Origin of the sequence: Shewanella mytili, assembly GCF_046765975.1 — a bacterium.
Taxonomy (GTDB): domain Bacteria; phylum Pseudomonadota; class Gammaproteobacteria; order Enterobacterales; family Shewanellaceae; genus Shewanella; species Shewanella mytili.
The window spans coordinates 313,885-335,518 of record NZ_JBKOUD010000002.1; the positions used below are offsets into that span (position 1 = coordinate 313,885).

The 21,634-nt window shown below is 55.2% G+C and carries 18 protein-coding genes and 1 riboswitch; of the genes, 12 read left to right on the forward strand and 6 right to left on the reverse strand.

The window, feature by feature from the left end; translation table 11 throughout:
- Positions 1-38: 38 nt before the first annotated feature.
- The 9 genes from ACIDEJ_RS04120 (at position 39) to ACIDEJ_RS04160 (ending at position 11,002) form a co-directional block, all read left to right on the forward strand.
- The gene (locus tag ACIDEJ_RS04120; protein ID WP_411986826.1) at positions 39-2,219 is read left to right on the forward strand and encodes an HAD-IIB family hydrolase; all 2,181 of its coding nucleotides are present in this window, start codon (positions 39-41) and stop codon (positions 2,217-2,219) included.
- A 1-nt stretch (position 2,220) separates the two neighbouring features.
- Positions 2,221-3,081 carry an HAD family hydrolase gene (locus ACIDEJ_RS04125; RefSeq protein WP_411986827.1) on the forward strand — a complete coding sequence of 287 codons (861 nt, stop codon included), beginning with the start codon at positions 2,221-2,223 and terminating at the stop codon, positions 3,079-3,081.
- Positions 3,074-3,985: a carbohydrate kinase family protein gene (locus ACIDEJ_RS04130; protein WP_411986828.1), complete on the forward strand. Its 912-nt coding sequence runs from the start codon at positions 3,074-3,076 to the stop codon at positions 3,983-3,985. Before ACIDEJ_RS04125 ends, ACIDEJ_RS04130 begins: the two co-directional genes overlap by 8 nt.
- 22 nt (positions 3,986-4,007) lie before the next feature.
- Positions 4,008-5,984 carry an amylosucrase gene (locus ACIDEJ_RS04135; RefSeq protein WP_411986829.1) on the forward strand — a complete coding sequence of 659 codons (1,977 nt, stop codon included), beginning with the start codon at positions 4,008-4,010 and terminating at the stop codon, positions 5,982-5,984.
- 151 nt (positions 5,985-6,135) lie between these two features.
- Positions 6,136-6,621: a DUF2059 domain-containing protein gene (locus tag ACIDEJ_RS04140; RefSeq protein ID WP_411986830.1), complete on the forward strand. Its 486-nt coding sequence runs from the start codon at positions 6,136-6,138 to the stop codon at positions 6,619-6,621.
- Between the two features lie 117 nt (positions 6,622-6,738).
- Positions 6,739-7,080: a DUF805 domain-containing protein gene (locus ACIDEJ_RS04145; protein ID WP_411986831.1), complete on the forward strand. Its 342-nt coding sequence runs from the start codon at positions 6,739-6,741 to the stop codon at positions 7,078-7,080.
- Between the two features lie 142 nt (positions 7,081-7,222).
- A riboswitch (cobalamin riboswitch) is annotated at positions 7,223-7,422 on the forward strand.
- Between the two features lie 86 nt (positions 7,423-7,508).
- A complete protein-coding gene (locus ACIDEJ_RS04150; protein ID WP_411986832.1) occupies positions 7,509-9,455 on the forward strand; it encodes a TonB-dependent receptor family protein in 1,947 nt (648 codons plus the stop codon).
- Positions 9,456-9,559: 104 nt separating this feature from the next.
- Positions 9,560-10,162, forward strand: a complete 603-nt coding sequence (locus ACIDEJ_RS04155) for a GDSL-type esterase/lipase family protein (protein WP_411986833.1) — start codon at positions 9,560-9,562, stop codon at positions 10,160-10,162.
- Between the two features lie 117 nt (positions 10,163-10,279).
- Complete coding sequence (locus tag ACIDEJ_RS04160) at positions 10,280-11,002, forward strand: HDOD domain-containing protein (protein ID WP_411986834.1); 723 nt, start codon at positions 10,280-10,282, stop codon at positions 11,000-11,002.
- A 13-nt stretch (positions 11,003-11,015) separates the two neighbouring features.
- Here the strand turns inward: ACIDEJ_RS04160 and ACIDEJ_RS04165 are convergent, their stop codons facing one another.
- Positions 11,016-11,918, reverse strand: a complete 903-nt coding sequence (locus ACIDEJ_RS04165; RefSeq protein WP_411986866.1) for a LysR family transcriptional regulator — start codon at positions 11,916-11,918, stop codon at positions 11,016-11,018.
- Positions 11,919-12,071: 153 nt separating this feature from the next.
- On the opposite strand from ACIDEJ_RS04165, the gene metE reads away from it, so the two are divergent.
- A complete protein-coding gene (gene metE / locus ACIDEJ_RS04170) occupies positions 12,072-14,339 on the forward strand; it encodes a 5-methyltetrahydropteroyltriglutamate--homocysteine S-methyltransferase (protein WP_411986835.1) in 2,268 nt (755 codons plus the stop codon).
- A 182-nt stretch (positions 14,340-14,521) separates the two neighbouring features.
- Positions 14,522-14,737, forward strand: a complete 216-nt coding sequence (locus ACIDEJ_RS04175) for a dodecin (protein WP_411986836.1) — start codon at positions 14,522-14,524, stop codon at positions 14,735-14,737.
- Between the two features lie 13 nt (positions 14,738-14,750).
- On the opposite strand, the gene queG is transcribed toward ACIDEJ_RS04175, so the two are convergent.
- On the reverse strand, positions 14,751-15,923 hold the full coding sequence (gene queG / locus ACIDEJ_RS04180) for a tRNA epoxyqueuosine(34) reductase QueG (protein WP_411986837.1): 1,173 nt from the start codon (positions 15,921-15,923) through the stop codon (positions 14,751-14,753).
- Positions 15,924-16,046: 123 nt separating this feature from the next.
- Between queG and ACIDEJ_RS04185 the strand changes: the two genes are divergently transcribed.
- Positions 16,047-16,487: a DUF3069 domain-containing protein gene (locus tag ACIDEJ_RS04185; protein WP_411986838.1), complete on the forward strand. Its 441-nt coding sequence runs from the start codon at positions 16,047-16,049 to the stop codon at positions 16,485-16,487.
- A gap of 135 nt (positions 16,488-16,622) precedes the next feature.
- Here the strand turns inward: ACIDEJ_RS04185 and ACIDEJ_RS04190 are convergent, their stop codons facing one another.
- From ACIDEJ_RS04190 to ACIDEJ_RS04205, 4 genes are all read right to left on the reverse strand, one after another.
- Positions 16,623-18,311, reverse strand: coding sequence for an NAD-dependent malic enzyme (locus ACIDEJ_RS04190; RefSeq protein ID WP_411986839.1), 1,689 nt, complete (start codon positions 18,309-18,311; stop codon positions 16,623-16,625).
- 254 nt (positions 18,312-18,565) lie between these two features.
- Entirely contained in the window at positions 18,566-19,066 is a 501-nt protein-coding gene (locus ACIDEJ_RS04195) for a DUF4447 family protein (RefSeq protein WP_411986840.1), read from the reverse strand.
- A 40-nt stretch (positions 19,067-19,106) separates the two neighbouring features.
- Positions 19,107-19,511, reverse strand: coding sequence for an SMI1/KNR4 family protein (locus tag ACIDEJ_RS04200; RefSeq protein WP_411986841.1), 405 nt, complete (start codon positions 19,509-19,511; stop codon positions 19,107-19,109).
- Between the two features lie 158 nt (positions 19,512-19,669).
- Entirely contained in the window at positions 19,670-21,631 is a 1,962-nt protein-coding gene (locus tag ACIDEJ_RS04205; RefSeq protein WP_411986842.1) for a diguanylate cyclase, read from the reverse strand.
- Between the last annotated feature and the right edge of the window lie 3 nt (positions 21,632-21,634).

Genomic DNA, 21,634 nt, shown 5'->3' on the forward strand with positions numbered 1-21,634 from the left:
GCCCATGACCGCCGGCCAATCCTACGGAGAGGATAACCATGCAGCAAAATTTGAAGCAGTCGTCCGCAGATGGTCTCTATATCGCGCTTATCAGCATCCATGGATTAATCCGGGGACAGGATTTGGAACTGGGGCGTGATGCCGACACCGGTGGCCAGACCAAATACGTGGTGGACTTGGCCAATGCGCTGGCAAGACAGCCTGGTGTCGCTCGGGTGGACTTGATCACCCGCCGCATAGAGGACGAGCAGCTGCAGCGTTGTTATGCGGCCCCCCAAGAAGCATTGGCAGAGGCCGGGGCGCAAATCGTGCGCATTGATTGCGGTCCCAGACAGTACATTGCCAAAGAGAAACTGTGGGAATACCTCGATACCTTTGCCGACAACCTGCTGGAGTTTTTTCAGCAACAGCAGCGTATGCCTGACCTTATCCACAGCCACTACGCCGATGCGGGGTATGTGGCCACCCAGTTGAGCCACCTTTCCGGCATTCCGCTCGTGCATACCGGCCACTCCCTTGGCCGGGACAAGCGCAAACGCCTGATGGCCGGTGGCATGACCTCGCCGGAAGTGGAGCTCAAATACAACATACGGCGCCGCATTGAGGCGGAAGAACAGGTATTGGCCAATGCCAATCTGGTGATCACCAGCACCCGCCAAGAGATTGAATCCCAGTACGAACTGTACGATTACTATTGCCCTGAGAGCATGCGCGTCATTGCGCCGGGCACCGATTTGAGCATGTTCCATCCACCGCAACTGGGTGAGCCGCAAACCCAGGTGGCCAGTGCCATTCGCCGCTTCCTGGATGAACCGGAAAAACCGATGATCCTGGCGTTATCCCGGCCGGATCCCCGGAAAAACATTGCCACCTTGGTGCAGGCTTACGGCGAGTCTCCCGAGCTGCAGGCCATGGCCAATCTGGTCATTGTGGCGGGCAACCGGGATGATATTCGTGCCATGGATGATGGCGCGCAGGAAGTGCTGACCGAGCTGCTGGTACTGCTGGATTATTATGATCTTTACGGCAAGGTGGCATTGCCGAAAAAACACCTGCCCGGTGAGGTGCCGGCCATTTACCGCATGGCTGCCCGCGCCTGCGGGATTTTCATCAATCCGGCGCTTACCGAACCCTTTGGCTTGACACTGTTGGAGTCTGCCGCCACCGGCTTGCCTTTCATTGCCACTGAAAACGGCGGGCCGCAGGATATTGTGGAAAACTGTGAAGCCGGCCTGTTGGTGGACCCTCTGAGTGCCAGCGACCTTACCGACGCCATGAAGCGCTTGCTGCTGGATGGCGAGTTATGGCGCAAATTCTCGGCCAACGGCATCAAGAATGTGGCACTGAAATATTCCTGGGATGCCCATGCCCGCAGTTATCTGAAACAGATAAAACCGCTGGTGGCAGCGTATAAGCCCCAACAGTTTTCCCCGGCCATCATGCGGGCTTCGCGTTTTGCCGATCGCCTCATCGTGTCTGATCTGGATAAAACCCTGCTCAGCAACCCTACCGGATTGCAGGAGTTTTGCCAGCTGTTGCGGGAGCGGCGCAAAGAGGTGGCCTTTGGCATTGCCACGGCAAGAAGGCTTGATACCGTGCTCAAGTTGCTGAAAAAATACCGGATCCCCAAACCCGATATCCTCATTTCCAGTTTAGGCTCGCAAATCCATTACGGCCGGGAGCTGGAAATCAGTACCGACTGGGAAGATCACGTGGATCATGACTGGAACCCCAGAGCCCTGCGCCGCATTTTACGGCGCATCGACGGACTGACCATGCAGGAAGATTCCGAGCAGAGTAAATTCAAACTTTCCTATCATATCAGTCCCGCGCAGCAAGGCGTTTTGACCAAAGAAAAAATCGTGTCGTTGCTGCGGCAAGAAGAGCAAAGCGTCAATGTGTTCGTCTCTGCCGGACAAAATCTGGATATCACCCCGGCGCGGGTCTCAAAAGGGTTGGCGCTGCGCTATGTGGCGCAAATTTGGGGCATTCCCCTGGAGCGGGTGCTGGTGGCCGCCGGTGCGGGAACCGATGAAGACATGATCACCGGCAACACGCTGTCGGTGGTGGTGCATAACCGTCGTCATGAAGCGCTGGAAACCCCGGCAGACGGGCAACATGTGTTTTTTGCCACCCAGCCCAATGCGCGGGGCATTTTGGAGGCGATTGAGCACTACCATTTTCTGGATGAAACGCCGGATGCCGGGGTGAAAAAATAAGATGGACGCATTATTGCTGTGTACCGATTTGGATCGCACCTTGCTCCCCAACGGGCCGCAACCCGAGTCGCCGCTTGCCCGGCTTTTTTTTGCCCGTGTGGTGGCAACCCCCGGGATACAGTTGGCCTATGTCAGCGGTCGCAATTTGTCGCTGGTTCAGCAGGCCATTAGCCAGTACCAACTGCCCTGGCCGGATTTCATGGTGACTGACGTGGGCAGCATGATTTACCGGCGCGAGGCCAACGGCTATCACCCCCTGCCCGGATGGCAGCGGCACATGGCGGCAGACTGGCCGCATTTTAACAGTCAGCGCCTGGCTCAGGCGTTGGGGGCCTTGCCCCATTTACAACTGCAGCCGGCGGCGCAACAGCAACCCTACAAGCTCAGCTACCAGTGTGTGCCCTCTGGCAACATGCACGCCGACATTGCCCTGTTGCGCCGGCGTTTGGCCACCTTGGCGCTGCAATGGCAGATTGTCAGCAGCATTGATGAAACCCGCGATATGGGGCTGGTGGACATTTTGCCCGCCCGGGCCGGCAAGCGCCCGGCGATAGATTTTCTGGTGCAGCAGTTGGGGTTGGCGGCTTCACGGGTGTTTTTCAGTGGCGACAGCGGCAATGATCTGGACGTGCTCATAAGCCCTTACCGCACGGTGCTGGTGAAAAATGCCACCCCGGCAGTGGTGAAAAGCGCGCTTGCCGGCAGCCATCAGCAGGGGAACCACGGGCGTTTGTATCTGGCCAAAGGGATGGCAGCACTGGCACTCAACGGCAATTACAGCGCAGGTATTGTGGAAGGGTTGCTGCATTTTTTCCCCGGGTTGAAAGCCCGGATGCTGGCAGAGGGATCATGTGATGAATGAATTGTTACCCGTATATGTTTTCGGGGAAGTGCTATACGACTGCTTTCCTGAGCGTGACCCCATGCTGGGCGGCGCGCCCTTTAATGTGGCTTGGCACCTGCAGGCTTTTGGCGCTTCACCCCGGATGATTTCTGCCGTGGGGGATGACGCGCCGGGCCAGCACGTTTTGCAGCAAATGCAGCAATGGGGCATGGACACCGCACTCATTCAGCAAGACAAACACCATGCTACCGGCATGGTGCAGGTCACGTTGGCGCAGGGGGAGCCCAGCTACGACATTGTGCTGAACGCCGCTTACGATCACATCTGCCAGGCACAGTTGCCGCCTGTCAGCGGTGAGCATTTCTTTTATCACGGATCACTGGCGGCACGCTGTCCTGCCAGCCGCGAGGCACTGGAAAGCCTGCATGCCCTCGCAGGCCAGAAAACCCTGATAGATGTGAATTTACGTCCGCCCTGGTGGGATGCCCAGTGGCTGCTGCCCATGCTGCACGGCGCTTACTGCGTCAAGCTCAACCAGCAGGAGCTGGCACAGTTGGCCGGGGTGCAACTGCCCTTTGCCGAACGCAGCGAGCTGGAGCAAGCCGCCGGTTATTTCCGGTTAAGTCACAACATCACCCATCTTGTTGTCACCTTGGGGGCGGATGGGGCATTTCTGGTGGATGAAACCGGCGAGCTGGTCATGCCGGCATTGCCGCCACAGGCTACGCAAGTGGTGGACACCGTGGGCGCCGGCGATGCGTTTACCGCCATATTATTACTGGGCATGTTGCACCAGTGGGACTGGCACACCACCCTTGAGCGGGCGCAACAATTTGCCGGATTCATTGTGGGGCAAGCCGGAGCGCTGTCAGACAATCCGGCCATCTACCGTGATTTCAAATGCCTTTGGGGACTGATTTAGTCGCCTGGCGAGGGGCCACATTATGTACGAAGAGGTTTCTCATAGCCTGCTTAACCGCATTCTGGATGAGCTGAAACCTGCCATTGAACCCAAGGATTTGCGTTTTTTTTACAGCCGTCTTGGGGCGAACTTTTACGGCATCCACGCGCTGTTTCAGCGATTGTATGGCAATCGCCGGGATTTTGAGCAGCAATTGGGGCGATTGGTGGCGGTGATGACCCGCAATTACACCGAGCGCAGCACAGCACTGAAACAGGTGGATCGCCAGCGGGAGGCGGATCACAACTGGTTTTTGCACCAGCGTTGGGTGGGCATGGCACTTTATGCCAACGGCTTTGCCCATAACCTCAGTGATCTGGCTGACAAGGTGGACTATTTTGCCGAACTGGGCGTTAACCTGGTACACATCCTGCCCATTTGTGAATGTCCGCTGGGAAAAAGTGACGGCGGTTATGCGGTCAGCAATTTTCGCAAAGTGGATGCACGTCTTGGCAGCAACCGGCAGTTGCAGCAAATCATCGAGGGGCTGCATCGGCAAGATTCCCTGATAGCACTGGATATTGTGGTCAACCACACCTCAGAGGAGCATCTTTGGGCCCAAAAGGCCATGGCCGGTGACCCCCATTACCAGAACTACTTTTACATGTTTGACGACCGCACCATTCCTGACATGTTCGAGCAGACCATGCCGGAAATTTTCCCGGAAACGGATGCGGGCAATTTCAGCTGGAACGAGGCGGCGCAAAAATGGGTCATGACCGTCTTTCACCGTTACCAGTGGGATTTGAATTACACCAATCCCGAGGTGTTCATTGAAATGCTGGATGTGATCCTTTACTGGGCCAATCACGGGGTGGACATTTTACGTCTGGATGCGGTGGCATTTTTATGGAAAAAAATCGGCACGGCCTGTCAGAATGAAACCGAAGCCCATAAAGTGTTGCAGCTGTTCAAGGATTGTTGTCAGGTGGTGGCTCCGGGGTTGCTGTTCATTGCCGAGGCCATTGTGTCACCTTCGGAAATCATCAAGTATTTCGGTGAGGACGCGGTGGTGGCCAAAGAGTGCGACATCGCTTATAACGCCACTTTCATGGCCCTGTTATGGGAAACCGTTGCCACCAAAAATGCCAGATTGTTAAATCAGGGGCTGAAAAACCTGCCCATGAAACTGGAGCGCGCCACCTGGCTTAACTATCTGCGCTGCCATGATGATATCGGCTTTGGCTTTGATGACGGGGACATTGCCCGGGTGGGCTATGATCCGGCGCTGCACCGCCGGTTTCTGGTGGAATACTTTACCGGGGAGTTCAGTAACAGCTCTGCCAGAGGGCGGCCGTTTGGCAAAAACGAGAAAACCGGCGATGCGCGGATTTCCGGCTCGCTGGCATCACTGGTGGGACTGCAGGCAGGGCTCGAATCGGGCGATCAGCAACTTATCCGCAACAGTCACAAACACATCATCCTGCTGCATAGCCTGATCATGTCATTCGGCGGCATTCCGTTGCTGTACTATGGCGATGAAGTGGGCACCCTTAATGACTACAACTACGAGCGTGATACGGACAAGTCCAGTGACAGCCGCTGGTTACACCGCCCGGCGCTGGACTGGCGCAACATGCAGCGTCGGCATCAGCCGGGGACTGTCGAGCAGCTGATTTTCAGTGACATGCAGCGGCTTATCCGGCTGCGCAAGCAAACCGAAGCCTTTGCCGATTTCAATAACCGGGAGCTGCTGGAACTGGATAACGATGCGGTATTTGGCTATGTGCGTTACAACTATGCCAATCCCTCCGACAAGGTGGTGGTGATTGCCAATCTGTCGGCAGATCCGCAACGCATCGATGTGGATATTTTGCGTCAGCGGGCATACGTGGACCCAGCCATGCTGGAGGATTTATGGAGCGCCCAGCCGCCGTCCATTTTTTCCAATCAGCTGGTGCTTAGCGGTTTTCGGTTTTACTGGTTGGTGCTGAACCCTTACCACGGTACAACCCAATAGTGATGTAACTCATTGGTAAATATCACAAACAATTATGTGACGCTGTTAACAAAAGTGTGTTAGATTGCGAAAAAGTAAATGATGCCACGGAGGCAATAACGCAATGCAAATGAAAAAAAGTTTTATCGCGATGTTATTAGGGACGTCACTCGTGTTGGCACCTTTGGCCCAGGCCGGGGATGAGGGGGCACGCCGGGCTCAGGTAGAGCAGTTATTGCTGGGCATGAACATGGATGCGACGCTAAATTCCGTGTATGGACAGATGGAGCAGATGCTGCTGAACATGCAACAGCAGCTTAAGATCAGTGAAGAGGAAAAACCCCTGTTTGAAGAGTTTGCCCATAAATACACCAAGGTGATGCGGGAAGAGCTCAGCTGGGACAAAATGAAGCAGCCCTTGATTGAAATCTACGTAAAACACTATACCGACAAGGAAATTGCCGACATGGCCGCGTTTTACGCCAGTGATAGTGGCCGTTCCATGGTTGCCAAAATGCCCCAGGTAATGCAGGAAAGCATGCAGGTGTCCCAATCGTTAATGGGCAGCTTGTTGCCCAGAATGACCGAGCTGCAAAAAGAGTTTGACGCTAAACTCAAGGCTGCACGTGCTGCGCATCAAGAGCATGAGGCACATTAATCAGCGTGATTTATCCGCATAAGGCATTAACGCGGATTGAATCGCTTATCTGTTTGAAGCTATTTTTTGTTTGCAAGTGGCCCCCAAAATGGGGTGTTGATGACAAAGGGACAACCCATGAATTACTTTTTAGACCCCATTCGCCGTTACGCCGATTTTACCGGTCGTGCCCGCCGCAAAGAGTACTGGATGTTCATACTCTTTTACCTCATCTTTTCCATTATCGTGAGCGGTATTGATTACCTGATGGGCACCCAGTGGGTGGGGATGCTTTATTCGCTGGCACTGCTATTGCCCAGCATTGCCTTGGCGGCACGTCGGCTGCACGATACGGATCGCTCTGGCTGGTGGCAGTTGCTGGGCTTTATTCCCGTTCTGGGCTGGATTGTGCTGCTGGTGTTTTATTGCCTGGATGGCACGCCTAGCGAAAACCGTTTTGGCAGCAATCCCAAAGCCTAGGGACACGCACTTTCCAAAAGGAGGCCAAGCCTCCTTTTTTTATGGCACACATGGGCTTAAGCGTTGGCCATCCGGTTAGACATTTCGCCGCGCCGATGCCTATAATGCGCGCACCGGCGCTGCCGGTATAAACACAATATCATTCCAGTCAACCTTCTGTGGTGCCCGGCAAATGTGCCCGGGATAATCGGGAAGCCGGCGTAATTCCGGCACTGCCCCCGCAACGGTAAATGGTGAGAGCATGACGCGTTAGCGGCCACCGCGAGCGTTAAAAAAGTCATTGCTTGCGCAGTGATGCTGCATAACCAAAGTCCGGAGACCGGCCCTGAAGGGATTTCGCTGATTTCGGTGGGCATGTCGCGAAATGCGGTTGTGGGCGCATGCCTTGCCGTGGCACTTTGCCCCGTTCCCTTAAGGAGTCTAAGGAAATGGGATTTAAACTCTCTTCTCTGGCCGTGCTGTGTGCTGCGGCGCTTAGCAATATGGCACATGCCGAACCCCAGCAGGTTGACGAGACCATTGTGGTGATTGGCCGTCAGGCAGAAACGCCGTTGGACATTGCTGCCAATGTCACCGTGATTGATGCGGCACAAATCGAACAAACCGGCGTCACCTCGCTGGCTGAACTGCTGCGGGGCCGCAGCGGTATTCAGATTTCAGACAGCAACACCGGGCCAACCCTGGCCATGCGGGGATTCAGTGGTAGTCAGGCGGCCAATAACACCTTGATTTTACTGGATGGGCGCCGTCTGAATAACACCGACATTGCTGCCGCCAATCTCAGCGCCATTCCCCTGCAGCAAATTGAACGGGTAGAAATCCTGTCCGGCAGCGCCGGGGTGCTGTATGGCGATCAGGCCGTGGGCGGGGTGATTAACATCATCACCAAGGCGCCTCAGGCCGTAGGCGGCAATCTGACTCTGGGCACCGGCAGTTTCAACCGGGCTGAAGGGCAGGGGGATATTGGGGGTAATCTCAGTGACAACTGGCGTTATTACCTGTCAGGGGCCTATAACCGCAGCGACAATTATCGCGATCACAATGCCAACCATACCGGCTCGGTATTGGGGCGCCTGCAATATCAGACGGACATGCGCGAGTTTTTTGTAGAAGGCAGTTACTACGATAACAAACGGCAAAATCCCGGCGCCCTGAGCGAAGATGACCTGCGCAGCAACCCCCGCAAGGCTTCCGCTTTCCAAGCGGATGATTATCTCCATGAGATGACCGATGCCTGGCGGCTACACCTCAAGCAGGTGCTGGGCAGCCATTGGCAGATGGTGGCCGACATCAACTACAGCGACACACTGGTGAGCAGCATCAGCTATGGCAGCCATGGCCAGAATAGCCGTTCATTGCTGGAGTTCAATCCCAAATTCGTTGGCAACTATGTGACCGACAAAGGTGACCTGAAATGGGTGCTGGGTGGCGATGTGCATCGCGGCGAGGCGGATTTTGACCTTAGCGGCACCGATCGCAGCAACACCCAAACCATGACCAGCATCTACGCCCAGGCCATTGTGCCCCTGACCCGCACACTGGAATATGTGGCCGGTGGCCGTTATGCCAAGGTAAAAGATGAATTGCGCGATGCTGCGGTTTATCCGGGGGGCACAGTGCTGGATGAAAACGCCCACGCACTGGCACTGGGGCTTAACTATCGCCCTACCGATGCCCAGCGCTGGTATCTGCGGGCAGAGCAGAATTTCCGTTTCGCCAAGGTGGATGAGCAGGCCTATACCTCCCCCGGGGTGTTCGGACTCAAACCCCAAACCGGCGATTCCGTGGAAGCCGGCTGGGACTGGCATCCGGCCAAGCAGCAACTGGGGGTTCATCTGTACCGTTTGGCACTGCAGGATGAAATCGTATACGACACGAGCGCCACCAAGCCCGTGGGCGGCATGTTTAACGGCGCCAATGTGAATGCCGATGAATCCCGCCGTTACGGTGCCGACCTGTCATGGTACTGGCAACCGCTGAGTCAGTGGCAACTGGGCAGCGAATACCACTATGTGGATGCGGAATTTACCGAGGGCGCCAATGAAGGCAAAGCCCTGTCCTGGGTGGCCAAACACTCCGGGCGCCTGTTCAGCAGCGTGGATGTGACTGACAACTGGCAGCTGTATGCAGAAGCCCAGTATCTGGGCAGCCGCTACATGGAAGGCGATAATGCCAATGAAGGCGAGCGTATCGACAGCTACTGGCTGGGGAACCTGGCCGTTAACTACCATCGCAATGCCTGGCTCGCCAGTGTGCGCATTGATAACCTGTTTGACAAAACCTATGTCAGCTCAGGCTATTACAGCAGCTGGGGCAATGGGTATTACGTGGGGGATGGCCGTAACGTAAGCGCCAGCATCAGCTATCGCTTTTAAGGCGGATTAAGCCGCTTTTCTTCATGAATGTGAAACCGGGCTTGCTTGCCCGGTTTTTTCTGCCCATGATGGTGTATTGGCAATGGCTGCAGCGGAGGCCCCCTATGTTGCCACGTATGGCACTATTGCTCGTCTGCCTGTTTGCCCTTGGCGCCTGCTCCGGGCCACCGTTACCCTATCTGGGGCCTGATGCCCGCATTCTGGCCTTTGGCGACAGCCTCACCGCCGGTAACGGCGCTGGGGAAAATGAAGATTATCCCGCGAGGCTGGCAACATTGTGCGGCTGTGAAGTGATTAATGCCGGCGTGCCGGGAGAGGTGACCGCCCTGGGGCGCCAACGGCTGCCCTTATTGCTGGAAGAGATGCAGCCTGACGTGCTGATTTTGCTGGAGGGGGGCAATGACATTTTACGTGGTGTGCCAAGGGTGCAGATCCGTGAAAATCTGCAGCAGATGTTGCTGGATGCAAAGGCCATGGCCGTGCCCGTATTGCTGATTTCAGTGCCGCAAAAACAGCTGTGGCTGCATCCCGCCCCTTGGTACAAGGCGCTGGCAGATCAACACGACAGCCTCTTGATGGACGATGAACTGAGCGAACTGTTATCTACAGCGTCACTGAAATCGGATATGATCCATCTCAATGCGGCGGGCTATCAGCAACTGGCAAATGAGATCTACCACAAGCTAAAGCATGCCGGGCTTTTCTGAAGCGCAATATCCTGTCTAAAATCATTGCAAGAGGCTTGACCCTCAGGTGGCATTTGTGGGTAAATCCCATGGTAAAAACAGGCTCCGCGTCTTAATAACAACAGGTTAAATTTTTTTATGACAGATCTTGAGCAGCAGGTGTTCTCAGAGGTCCGTGCCATTATTGCCAATGAAGAGCAGGTGATTGGGCGGCGCGCCATATTGGTGCCGCTGAAAAAAGCGATCATTGCCGATGGCGATATTCGTAATGTCATAGATATCGTGTCTGCGGATCCGGCGCTGGCTGCGCATCTGCTGTGGCGCTGTAATTGTGCCATGGCCCCGAACGTACAGCCCAACCGCAGTTTAAAAGATGCCCTGGTGCGTTTAGGACAGGTGAACATCTATCGCTACGCCTTTACTTTCTACCTCAAGGAACGGCTGGATGAACTGCCGCAGCCTTATCGCAAACTGGTGCAAGCCTACTGGCGCCTGACCGAAACCATAGCCACCGAAACCGTGGACAGCCTGCATCAGATGCAGGGGGTGAGCATTGATGCGGATGAAGTGCAAACCTTGGCGTTATTCAGCGTGTTCGGGCAGATTATCGCGCTCACGGCGTTTGCCTACCTGAATGCGGAACATGAGCAGTGTTTCCCGCTGAGCATTATCAAAAACCTGATTGATACCCAGCAAAAATCCCTTACCCTTGGCGCCTTTGACGCTTTGGGGCTGGATGACGAGCTGCAACATGAGTTCATGATTGCCCATAACCTGCGGCAAACCCGTGATGCCAACTCCTCCGGTTTGGTGCTGCGCCGCATTCTGGCCCAGCGGGAGTTGTTGCTCAATCCTTTGTGAGCAGAAGCCTGGGTTAGTGCACCTCTTGCTGGTTGCCCGCTTCTGCCGCGACCAGTGATAGCCAGTGGCGGATTAACCCGCTGTTGCCGGCATCATGGCGGTATGCCCCCAGAAGCGGCCGTTTCAGTCCCTCTTTCCCCAGTCGCAACGCTTTGAGGCTCAGCCCGTGGGCTTCCCGTATGGACCAGTTGGGCAGGGCGGCAACTCCTTCGTTACAGGCCAGACGTTGCAATAGCACATTGGTGAGATCGCAGCTTTTCTGCACCCCCGGGGCAATGCCTGCCGGCTCCAGAAAATAGCGGAACAAATCCAGCCGCGCCAGCGGCACCGGATAACTGATAATGGGCTGTTTGGCCAGTTGCTGTGGCAGTACATAATCAAATTTGGCCAGTGGATGCTCCTGACTCACAATCAATTTCACTTCAAATTCAAACAGGTGTTGATAGGCAATGGTATGGCTGACCACAGGATCCGAGGTGAGCACCAAATCCAGCTCGCCATTGTCCAATGCCGCTAGGGCATCAAACAGATAACGGCTGGACAAGTCCAGTTGTGCTTCGGGGTATTTCTGGCGGAAGGCTTCCATGGCCGGCATCAGCCAACGAAAGCAGGAGTGGCACTCAATGCCCACCCGTAACGGCCCCTGCTGGCTGTTGCCTCCGTGTTTCAGCAGATGCTCGGTTTGTTGCACCTTGGGGAGAATGTCTTCTGCCAACTGCAGCAGGCGGCTACCTTCCTCGGTAAAAGACAACGGCTTGCTTTTGCGGATGAATACCGAAGAGTTGATGCGGTTTTCCAGCTCCTTAATCTGATGTGACAACGCAGACTGGGTAACAAAGCGCTTTTTCGCGGCCGCCGCCAGACTCCCGCATTCCTTCAATGCTAACAATGTCCACAAATGCCTGAGTTCTATCATGCTCATCCCTATGAATCCTGCTCATGTTGGTGTTGAAACCAATTCGTTTGCTTGCCAAGAGATTATCACAATAAACTTCTAGACGTCCAGACGCCTAGATTGTTTTGCCAGCCGGTGGCGTCATCCATGAATTTGCATCAGTGAGGTTTGAGCATGACATTACACAATCTGGGTTTCCCCCGTATCGGCCGTCGCCGTGAACTGAAATTTGCCCTGGAGCAGTATTGGCGCGGAGAGATAACTCAGGCGCAGTTGCTAACGCAGGCGGCCCAATTGCGCCGCACCCATTGGCAGTGGCAGGCAGACGCCGGCATTGAATTGCTGCCGGTGGGAGATTTTGCCTATTACGACCAGGTACTGACATTAAGCGCTACCCTGGGTGCGCTGCCGGCGCGCCATCTTCAGGGCGAGGTGACGCTGGATACCCTGTTTCGGGTGGCTCGGGGGCGGGCGCCCACCGGCAAGCCTGCTGCCGCAGCGGAAATGACCAAATATTTCAACACCAATTACCACTATCTGGTGCCGGAACTCAGCGCCGGGCAAACCTTCTCCATTTGCTGGCAACAGCTGTTTGACGAGGTGCAAGAGGCGCAGGCGCTGGGGCATCAGGTAAAACCGGTACTGTTGGGGCCTGTGACCTTTTTGCATCTGGCCAAAACCGTGGGCGAACCTTTTGACAAACTGACATTGTTACCGCAGTTATTGCAGGCATATCAGCAGTTGCTGGCGCGCTTTGCCGCGCTTGGCGTCACCTGGGTGCAGCTGGATGAACCGGCACTGGCGCTGGAGTTGAATAGCGCTTGGCAACAGGCTTATGTGCAGGCTTATGACACCCTGCAAACCGCACAGGTCAAGCTGCTGCTGGCCAGTTATTATGGCAGCGTGGCTCATCATCAGTCGTTGATTTCAGCATTGCCGGTGGCCGGGCTGCATCTGGATTTGGTGACGGCACCAGCGCAACTGCCGCTGTTTGCCAATGCCCTGCAACCCGGGCAGGTACTGTCTGCCGGGGTGATTAACGGCCGCAATGTGTGGGCGGCCGAGCTGGATCAACTGGCGCAAACGTTGGCGCCTTATGCCCGGCAATTGGGTGAGCGCCTGTGGTTGGCGCCTTCTTGCTCACTGCTGCATACCCCGGTGGATTTGGACGTGGAAACCGAACTGGCCGAATCGCTGAAATCCCGCTTGGCTTTTGCCCGGCAAAAACTCACCGAGTTGCAGGAGTTGCAACTGCTGCTGCAAACGCCGGACTGCGCCAAGGCGCAAGAGATAACCTTACGCTGCATTCGTCGCCGGGAGCAGCAGGCGGCCGCTGCGGATGTTGCCGTTACCGCCCGGCTGGCAGGGCTGAGTGAGCAGGATTTTCAGCGTCACAACGTATTTGCCAAACGTCAGCCATTGCAACAGGCGCGGCTGCAGTTGCCCTTGCTGCCCACCACTACCATCGGCTCTTTTCCCCAAACGGCGGTTATCCGCCAGCTGCGTAATCGCTGGCGCGGCGGGGAGCTTTCTCATGAGGAATATACCCGGCAGTTACAGCAGATCACCAAAGATACCATTGAGCGCCAGCTGAAACTGGGGCTGGACGTGCTGGTACACGGGGAAGCCGAGCGTAACGACATGGTGGAATATTTTGGCGAGCAGCTAACAGGCATCGGCTTTACCCGCTATGGTTGGGTACAAAGTTACGGTTCCCGCTGTGTCAAACCGCCGCTGATCTACGGCGATGTGAGCCGGCCACAGCCGATGACGCTGGAATGGGCCGAATATGCCCAAAGCCTTACCGACAAACCGGTCAAAGGCATGCTCACTGGCCCTGTGACCATTCTGCACTGGTCGTTTGTGCGGGAAGACGTGCCCCGGGAAACCATCGCTTACCAGTTGGGGCTGGCCATTCGCGATGAAGTGGCAGATTTGCAACAGGCCGGGATCAGCATCATTCAGATTGACGAGCCGGCATTTCGTGAAGGGTTGCCGCTGAAACAGTGTGACTGGGCCGAGTACCTGCGCTGGGCAGTGGCGGCTTTCCGCCTTAGTGCCTCGGTGGCAAGGGATGATACCCAAATCCATACCCACATGTGTTACAGCGAGTTCAACGACACCATTGAGGCCATTGCTGCCATGGATGCGGATGTGATTACCATCGAAACCTCGCGCTCGCACATGGAACTGCTGGACGTGTTTGAGGCTTTTGCCTACCCCAATGAAATCGGCCCGGGTGTTTACGATATCCACTCGCCCAACATCCCCAGCGAGGAGGAGATGGTGGCGCTGATGACGCTGGCCGCCAAACGCATCCCCCTGGGGCAGTTGTGGGTCAACCCGGATTGCGGCTTGAAAACCCGCCGTTGGGAAGAAGTGGAACCCGCCTTGCAACACATGGTGAGTGCCGCCCGTGAACTGCGCCGCCGTTTGGGGTAATAAAAGGATACCTGCCGCACCCATGGCAATTGAGCCTGTAACATCCTAGGCTCAATTGCCCACATGCTACTTGTGAGTTCATCAGTTTGATAAATATGGAAATTTTTACATCCATAACCGCACTCAATTTGTGGCTATACTCAAATCAGGCCACGAATGACGCCCATGTGCAGGAGGATGTGATGAATCATGTTTACAAGATTATTGAACTCACCGGCACCTCGCCCATCAGCGCCGATGATGCGGTGAAAAATGCCATTGCCGTCGCGGCGCAGTCCTTGCGCAGCCTGCGCTGGTTTGAGGTGGTGGAAACCCGGGGGCAGCTTGAAGCCGGGGTTATCGCCCGCTGGCAGGTAACGGTAAAAATCGGTTTTACGCTGGAGCCGGAAGATGATTGAATCCCCGCCCTCATCAGGCATCCCGGGGGAGCCCCTTGCGGATCCCCCTGATGAGCCTGGCGGTTTTGCGGGTGGTTGCCGCCTCGGGCTGCTGGCGTTTTTGTTGCTGCTGTGCCAGCGCCCAACGCAGGTGCTCGGCCACCAGTTCGCTGGCCAAGGTCAACTGTTGCTGCAATGCCTTGACTATCGCTTCGCTTGCCGGGGCGTTGCCAAGCGCCACCGCGATATTGCGCTGCCAGCGCTCAAACCCGATGCGGCGGATGGCGCTGCCTTCCGTCTGTTTGAGAAACGTGGCTTCATCCCATGCCAGTAACGTGAGCAGTTCCGGCTGTTGCAAAGGCTGTCGGATATGAAAATCCGTCTCCTGGGTGAGCGGCGCCTGGCGGTTTACCGGACACACCAACTGACAGTCATCGCAGCCATAAATGCGGTTGCCGAGCAAGGGCCGTAGCGCTTCAGGAATGGCCCCTGACAATTCAATGGTGAGATAGGAGATGCAGCGCCTGGCATCCACCGTATAAGGCGCCACAATGGCACCTGTGGGGCAACTGGTCATGCAGGCCACGCATTGGCCACAGCCTTCGGCTAATGGAATGTCCACCGGCAAGGGCAGGTTAATCAGCAGTTCTCCCAGAAAAAACCAGCTGCCGGCTTCTTGGCTCAGTAACAAAGAGTGCTTGCCGGTCCAGCCGAGTCCGGCCTTTTCTGCCAACGGACGTTCCAAAATGGGGGCCGAATCCACAAACGGCCGGAAGCCGCAATCGCTGAAACTGGCTTGCTCCAATGCCTGATTAATACGCTCGCCGAGTTTTTTCAGGCGGTTGCGTAACAGTTTGTGGTAATCGCGGCCACCGGCATAGCGGGAGATATAGGCTTTGTTCGGATCGCTTAGATTGCTGGCGAATCCTGCAGCGGGCGGCAGGTAGTCCATGCGTGCGGCAATCACGCGCAGGGTGCCGGGGTGTAACTCGTTTGGCCTTGCGCGCATCATGCCGTGCTGCGCCATGTAGTGCATCTCGCCATGATAACCGTTATCCAGCCACTGCTGCAGTCGGGGTTCCTCGGCGCTTAAATCCACATCGCAAATGCCCACTTTGGCAAATCCCAGTTGTTGGCCCCAGGTTTTAATCTCCCGGGCCAGATGGCTTAACCATAGTGGGTCAAATGGTTCTACAGGCGTTGTCATATCAGGGCTTGCTGGGTGGTAAAACCCGATCATAACAATACTGGCGACAACTGCCTAATGTTCGGCGCGGCCGCGGCATGGTTGATGTTATACTGCGCCGGTTTTGCAAATTTCGGAGTTTGTATGAGTGAAGTTGACCATCTGTACCGTGAGCAGGCGCACCATGCCGCGGTCAATATTTGCGGCAGCGTATTGCCGCTGGACAAATTGCCTGACGCATTGAAATCGGCCTATGACAGCCTGTTTGAAGAGCTGCTGGCAGACAATGATGCCGTGTTTGCCGAAGCCTGGCAGACCCTGCCGCCCAGTGCCCGTAAATTGCTGCCCCAATCCAGTTTCCACGGTTTTTATATCGCCTCTGCCTGGCTGCAATTGAGCATGATTGGCCAGCAGTTGGCTGAGCAAGCCGATACGGATAACGCCATTGATGAGCAGCAATACAACGGCATTTATGCCCGGATTGCGCAAGAGGCCCTACGGGAAAGTGTGCGCAAGCTGAAAAAAGCCCGCACTGACAGGCGGCTGTACAACAGCATGCGCCAAGTGATGGGCATTACCGGGTAATCTCTTCTCAAGCCTGGTAAAAAATAACGCGTTGTCACAGACAACGCGTTATGCCACCAGATATTGATGATGCGCTTGAGCATTCACGCCGTTTCCCAGGCGTTTTATGCAGAGCGCATGGCTTTTTTGGCCGGATTAAAACGACGTCCGGTGATAACGGCGATATTCCGGATGCCAGAAGTTCTGCTCAATGGCCTGCAGCAGCAACTCATCGCTAGTGGGCAGGGCATAACCTTGGGCAATGGCGGTTTTCCCCACAGCAAACGCAATGTGTTTGCTGACCTTGTGGATCTCTTCAAGCTTGGGTAGCAGCGAACCGTGACCATCAATGGCCAGCGGAGAGCATTCTGCCAACGCCCGGCTGGAAACCTGCAGCATCTCGTCACTTACCCGTGTGGCCCCCGTTGCCAGTACGCCCAAGCCGATGCCGGGGAAGATGTAACTGTTGTTGCATTGGGCGATTTCATAGGTCTGACCGTCGATGACCACAGGTTCGAACGGACTGCCGGTGGCCACCAATGCCTGGCCGTCTGTCCAGTGCAATATGTCTTTGGGCGTGGCTTCCACCCGGCTGGTGGGGTTGGACAGCGGGAACACGATGGGCCGCGGACAATGGCGGTGCATGGCGCGAATGATTTCTTCGCTGAACAGCCCCGGTGCGCCGGATACGCCAATGAGCACGGTAGGTTTGGCATTATTGACCACATCCAGCAGGGAGATGTTGTCGCAGAAATTCTGCCACTGCTCAATATCGCTGCGTTGTTGCGCCAGTTTTTGCTGGAAGGACAACAAATTGGGCATGTTGCTTTGCAGCAATCCCCAGCGGTCCACCATGAACACCTGTCGCCGGGCTTGTTCATCGCTGATGCCTTCTGACACCATTTGCGCCACGATGGCTTCGGCAATGCCACAGCCGGCACTGCCAGCGCCGAGAAACGCTATGCGCTGTTCGCTGAGCTTGCTGTTGGCCGCTTTGCATGCCGCCAGTAGCGAACCCACGGTAACCGCTGCCGTGCCTTGAATGTCATCGTTAAAGCAACAGTATCTGTCTTTATAACGCTCCAGCAGCGGCATGGCGTTTTTCTGGGCAAAATCCTCAAACTGGATCAGTGTGTCGGGCCAGCGGCGGTGAATCGCCTGCATGACTGCCTCAACAAACTCGTAATACTCGTCACCGCCAATGCGTTTGTGGCGCCAGCCCATATACATGGGATCTTCCAGCAGGTGGGGGTTATCGGTACCCACATCCAGCGTAATGGGCAGGGTGTAGGCCGGGCTTATCCCACCGCAACTGGTATAAAGGGACAGCTTGCCGATGGGGATCCCCATGCCGCCAATGCCTTGATCACCCAGTCCCAAAATGCGTTCGCCATCGGTCATGACAATCACTTTCACCTTGTGGCGGGTGGAGTTGTTGAGAATGTCATCGAGACGATCTTTATAGGGATAGGACAGGAACAGCCCCCGGTTGCGACGCCAGTTTTTTGAAAAGCGTTCACAGGCCAGGCCAACCGTTGGGGTGTAAATCACCGGCATCATTTCACTGATGTGGTTTTGCACCAGACGGTAGAACAGGGTTTCGTTGGTGTCCTGGATATTTCTCAGATAAATGTGTTTATCCAGGTCATTGTTGAAACTGCGAAACTGATCGTAGGCACGTGAGGCCTGTTCTTCGATGGTTTCAATGTAATAGGGCAGTAATCCGTCCAGGTTGAAGAACATGCGTTCCTCTTCGGTGAAAGCACTGCCTTTATTGATGAGTGGCGCTTCAAGAAGTGCAGGACCCGCAAATGGCAAATACAGCGGGCGTTTTTTATCGTCCATAGCGAACCTTTGAGTAGCAATCTGATTTGATTAACTGGAAGAAGTGTGATCCAGATTGGCCATAGAGTAGCACGAAATGTGACCTTTGTTAGGTTTTACCGTGCGTTAGCATCGATTTGTTGTAATCGTTGGCAGGTGTAGTGCCTGGCCGGGATGAAATGGGCGGCAGTTGTCAGCGGAAATGGTGGCGGAAAAACGGTATCATCCGTGGTCACAAATCGCCGCGGATGATGCCCATTGCAAGGGTTTGTGGCTTAATGCAGCTGGCTGGCGGCCCATTTGGCCCGGCTGTTGCGGTTTTCACCGATGCCGGCCTGTTCGCGAAAGGCTTTATAGTCCGTTACATCCAGCGGGATCAGTGAAATGTCCACCTCCAGTACCAGTTTGCACTCTTTTTTAATCCGCCATGCGGCGGTGGTGTACAGCTCGGTGAGTGGCAACGAGCTGAGAAATTCCGGGTTGTACTGGGTATAAATGGCTTGGGTGGGGTACACCACAAAAGCCAGGCGGCGCTTGGGCTCTTTTTTGAACATGGCTTCAATGCCATCGCAAGTGTTAAGCACCTGCATTTCAATCACTTCATCAATATCCAGCAGCTGTTTTTGTGCCAGCGGCGCAATGGGCTGGGTGCCGTTTTCCCAGGCTTGCAGTGCTTCAAGCGTGGTTTTCAGCAAGGAGGCCGCCAAGGGCTGATCCAAGCCAAGTGACAGGCGTAATGCGCGAAATTCAGTGGGGTTGAGTGTGTCGTGTGACATAAATAGTTTCCGTAATGATGGTGAGCAGGGCGACAAAAAGTTAGCTGAGCAGCCAAACCTGTTCTGTCCAGTGCCAAAAGGATTCCCAGTAATCATCCTGATCCAGGTAACCGTCTTCCCAGAAATACACCAGCCCTTCTTCATCCATGCAGTAAAAACTGTCACCCAACTGGCAAATGGGTACCAGATAACGGGGCAAGCCGATGGACCAGGCATAGGCCGCCACTTCCGGCAGATAGGTATGGGACTGGGGATCTGCGGCAGTGACCGGCTCCAGGCTGCCAACCACCACGTTACTGGCTTCCAGCAGATATTCTTTTAAATCTGCCGGCAGGGGTAATAACAGTTGTTCTTCTACATCCACCAGATCGTCAAATTCCGGTAATTCCAACGGTACGGGAACCGGTTGGTTAAGTTGCTGAAGCTGTTCAATGACGTCATGCATAATGCCTTCTCCGGCGCAGTCTAAAAAGGGTATGGCAATGCTGCGTGAGTATAGCGGCTTATGGCGGGGGAACAATAGCGCAACCGCTGAAATCCTTGGCTGTTTTTAACCTGAGTGGTGTTTGGGCGAAGACGAGGCCATGTAACCTGCTTGGGCAATCAGGGGGGCGTCAGGGGGATGTTTGCCAGCTCCACCCGGTTGCGACCATTGGCCTTGGCGCGATAAAGCGCTTCGTCGGCCTGCTTGTACAGCATTTCCTGCTCGGCATTCATGCCGCTGGCAACCGCCACGCCCATGGATATGGTGAAATAGGGCGCCGCACTGTTTTGCTCATGTTTCAGTTGCTGCGCTTCAATGCATTGCCGGTAACGTTCGGCAAAGGCAAAAACCTCTTCCACATTGTGGGCGGAAATCACGATGCCAAATTCCTCGCCACCAAGACGAAAACCAAAATCGCTGGGGCGTCGCAGATATTCCATCAGTGTTTTCCCCACCATTTTCAAGGCTTCATCCCCCTGTTGGTGGCCATAGTTGTCATTGTATTGCTTGAAGTGATCCACATCGAACATGATGAACCCCAGCATTTTGCCATCCCGGCGGATGCGCCCCAGCTCATCATTGATAACGGCGTGAAAATGCCGCCGGTTATAAAGGCCGGTAAGGGAGTCAATGGTCGAGAGGGTTTCAATCTCTTTGCGGGCGCTGATGTCGTGTTGTACGGCGGTATAGCCACTCAGTTGCCCCAGGGGGGAAAACAGCGGGGTAATGACCATTTGCACCCAATAATCATGGCCGTCCTTGGCGCGGTTTTTCAGCTCGCCACTCCATACCTGTCCGGTGCGGATGGTTTGCCACATCTTTTTGAAGAAGGCTTCAGGCACATCCGGATGGCGGAACATGGCATGGGTCTGGCCGATAATCTCGTTGGCCGGGTAGCCGCTGACCCGGCAAAAGGCTTGGCTGACGGAGGTGATGCGTCCATCAAGATCCGTGGTGGAGGTCAATACGTTTTGGTCAACCACCTGGATGTAACTTTGCAGCTTGGTATTGGTGGCTTCCAGTGTTGCCATGACGCCCTTGATCTCTTTCTCCAGTTTTTTGCGCTCGCTGATATCCGCCCCGACGGCAATCACGAACTCCACCTGCCCGGCATTATCCACCACACAGCCCTGGGACCAGGAAAGGACGAGCTGCTGCCCGTTTTTGGTTTGCCAGGTGCTTTCGTGCTCATAAGGAAAATGCGCTGCGGCCAGTGAGGCAAAAACGTTCTGGGCCCGTTGTCGTTCCGCTGGCAGTGGCAGCAGCGTAAACACCGGTTTGCCTTGTAATTCGGCCTGGCGGTAACCGGTGAGTTTTTCACCGGCGCGGTTAAATAGCACAATCTCGCCCGTGCGGTTAAGTACCACTATCACGCTGCCGGCGGCATCGAGGATGGTGTTGGAAAAATCCCGCTCATGTTGCAGTTCATCGGTGCGCTGGCGGAGTTTGTCGCGCATGGTGGTGATGGCGGTTACCAGACCGCTGAGTTCATCCTTGGAGGTGGCTTCCGGCAGGTGCACCTGAAAATCCCCCTTGGCCATTTGATTGGCGCCGGTTTGTAATTTTCGCAGTGGACGGATTAACCATAACTCCAGTGCCAGCACGCTGGGGACAATGATCACCAGTAGCACCAGCAGGAAAATCAGTTTCAAATCCGTAGAGTGGGCGCCCACTTCTTCATTGACGTGGATAAGATCCTGCCCGACCCGCAGTTGCCCAAGCGGGGTGCCCTTGAATTCGATGGGTTGGGATAAATCCAGATAGCGGCTGGGATCCGCTATGTCCACGGTGGTCAACGGGTAAAGCTGGGCGCCGCGGGCATCTTCCAGAATGAGATACCCCCATTCGTCTTTGTGATCGAGCATTAAGCGGTTCAGGGTGGCATGGATTTCCGCCAAATCGCCGGTGAGTAACGCTGGTGTCAGGGTGGTGCTTAGCAGTTGCAAGAAGGATTGTTCATTTTCCTGTTCCTCACTTACCTCCTGTTGCAGCAGATCCGGTAGCCAGAACAGCTTCATGAAACTGCTGAATACCAGAAACAGCAGCAGGAACGGTAAAACGATTTTTACCCGGAAGCTCATGGG